The sequence below is a fragment of the Gordonia sp. (in: high G+C Gram-positive bacteria) genome (genome assembly GCF_049299075.1).
Taxonomy (GTDB): Bacteria; Actinomycetota; Actinomycetes; order Mycobacteriales; family Mycobacteriaceae; genus Gordonia.
In genome coordinates, this window is record NZ_JBAQWU010000443.1 from 1 (window position 1) to 2087 (window position 2087).

At 69.8% G+C, this 2087-nt stretch carries 3 protein-coding genes and 1 pseudogene; 2 read left to right on the forward strand and 2 right to left on the reverse strand.

Annotated features, from left to right (window positions below; translation table 11 throughout):
* Positions 1-191: pseudogene (locus tag WAW85_RS14110) on the forward strand (alpha/beta hydrolase); the annotation flags it as partial.
* Here WAW85_RS14110 and WAW85_RS14115 read toward each other — a convergent pair.
* Positions 192-1058, reverse strand: coding sequence for a DUF3710 domain-containing protein (locus tag WAW85_RS14115; RefSeq protein WP_422560230.1), 867 nt, complete (start codon positions 1056-1058; stop codon positions 192-194). It abuts the pseudogene before it with no gap.
* A 13-nt stretch (positions 1059-1071) separates the two neighbouring features.
* Complete coding sequence (gene dut / locus WAW85_RS14120; protein WP_422560232.1) at positions 1072-1536, reverse strand: dUTP diphosphatase; 465 nt, start codon at positions 1534-1536, stop codon at positions 1072-1074.
* A 113-nt stretch (positions 1537-1649) separates the two neighbouring features.
* Here dut and WAW85_RS14125 point away from each other — a divergent pair.
* On the forward strand, positions 1650-2087 hold a 438-nt coding region (locus tag WAW85_RS14125), incomplete at its 3' end, for a DUF3093 domain-containing protein (RefSeq protein ID WP_422560231.1).

The window sequence follows — 2087 nt, forward strand, 5'->3', positions numbered from 1 at the left end:
TTCCACGGGCCATCGTCGGTGCACCCGACTATCCACTACACCCCCTCGAGGTGGCCCGCAGCTGGGCCGCCGCCGCACCCCGCGGTGCACTCACCGAACTGCCACTGACGACCTGGGGGCCAGCCGAAGAACTCCTGGGCGAGGCGTGCCTGGCTTCCTGGCGCCGACTGACCGGCACCGGTCTGGGCTGATCAGCGGCGGCGGCGACCGCGACCGCGCAGGCGCTGCATAGCCGATCCCTCGGACGGCGGTCGCGCTGCCTCGTCGGCCCCGTCGTCAGCCTCAGCGATCGAACCACCCGGTCCGGCGACCGGGGGCAGGTCCTCGGTGAAGACCGTCGCCGCGGCGGCCTGTGTCACCGCACCGCCGGGCACCACGGTGTCGGGCTGGGCGGCATCGGGCACAGCGCCGCTCTCCCGGCCCGTCGGCGCCTGATCCAGCGACGACATCAGCGGAGTCCCGTCGGCGCCCACACCCATATCCTGAGCCATCTGCTGCTGGGCGGTGGAGACCTGATCGGCGAGCACCGGCGGCAAGACCAGGGGCAGCACTTCGCGTGGCGGGAAAGGCTGGTCACCGCGGCGGACGACGGTCTCGGCCAGCACCGCGCGCGCCAGTTGCGCAAGCTGCTCACTGTCGCCGTCCGGGCCACTGGCCACGCAGCGCACCATCCACCGTGGACCGTCGACGCCGATAAACCGGTGCTGTCCGCCTGGCACCGCCGCAACAACCTCGCGGCCCCAGTGCCCGTCGGCGATCGCGGTCGTCGCCCCTTCAGCACTCAGCGACTCGGTGAGTTCGCGCACCACCTCGCGCCACAGTCCCCCGCTACGCGGGGCCGCAAAGGCATGCACGCCGATGCGTCCGACCGGCGTCACCAGGTAGACCGCTTCCGGCTCATGCTGGGGCGACATCTCCACGGTCACCTGACCGCCCTCGACCACCGGCACCAGCACCGAACCAAGGTCCAGGTGCGAGTTGGCGAGGTCGGCTGGCGGCGTGGCCAGCTCGTCGATGTCGTACGGTCCGGCGGTATCGCCGATGGAATGCTTGCTCATCGCAGCGCGCCCCCTAAGTTGTCGGATGGGTGTTGGAGTTGGTCGGATCGAGAATCGCATGGCCACCACTGGAGCCGTATCCCCCGGCCCCGCGCTCGGTGTCGTCGAGTTCGGTCACTTCCACTACATCGGGCAAGGCCACCTGCTGCACCACAAGCTGAGCTATGCGGTCGCCGCGGGCGATCACGATCGGCGCTTCCGGATCCAGGTTGATCAGGCACACCTTGATCTCCCCGCGGTATCCAGCGTCGATGGTGCCCGGCGAGTTCACGATCGACAGCCCGGCGCGAGCGGCCAGGCCGGAGCGCGGATGCACCAATCCGACGGTCCCGAACGGCAGCGCGATCGCGATTCCGGTACCCACCACCTGCCGGCGGCCCGGCGCCAACTCCAGGTCGCTGGTCGAATACAGGTCGATGCCAGCATCACCGGGGTGAGCGCGCTGGGGCAGCGGCAAATCGGGGTCCACGCGCACCATGCGCAAGGGCTCGGAAGCAGATCCAGTCGAGGTCACCTCTGGCAGCCTACTCGGCGGCCAGCGGACGGTTGCCCCGGTCACCGCCAGATCTCAGTCCGGTTAGGCTGGAGTCCGTGAGCAACTCCGATCAATCCCGTTCCGCCGGGCCCGACCGTTACTCCGAACGGCTGACCGTGCCGCTGTGGTGGTGGCTGCTCGCCGCCGTGGTGGTCGGGCTGCTCGGCTACGAGGCGCAGATGGCCGCCTACCAGAAGCCGTGGAGTGTGGTCTTCTATCCGGTTATCGGGGCACTGGTCGCGTGGCTCCTTGTGTCGATGAGCCGAATTCAGGTGCGTGTGGACGCCGACGGCGTGCTGCACGCCCACAAGGCGCTGTTGCCGGCTGCGGTTGTCGGGCGGGGCGCCGTGGTGCCGCCGTCCGCGCGGAGCGCGGCGATGGGCCGCCAACTCGATCCGGCGGCCTTCCTGGTGTACCGCTCATGGATCAAGCCCATGGTGTTGCTGGTGCTCGACGACCCCGACGACCCCACCCCCTACTGGCTGGTGTCCACC

Bases quoted from the DNA above. Each gene is read 5' to 3' on its own strand.
- WAW85_RS14115 (WP_422560230.1), bottom strand. From the start codon at position 1,058: ATGAGCAAGCATTCCATCGGCGATACCGCCGGACCGTACGACATCGAC.
- dut (WP_422560232.1), bottom strand. From the start codon at position 1,536: ATGGTGCGCGTGGACCCCGATTTGCCGCTGCCCCAGCGCGCTCACCCC.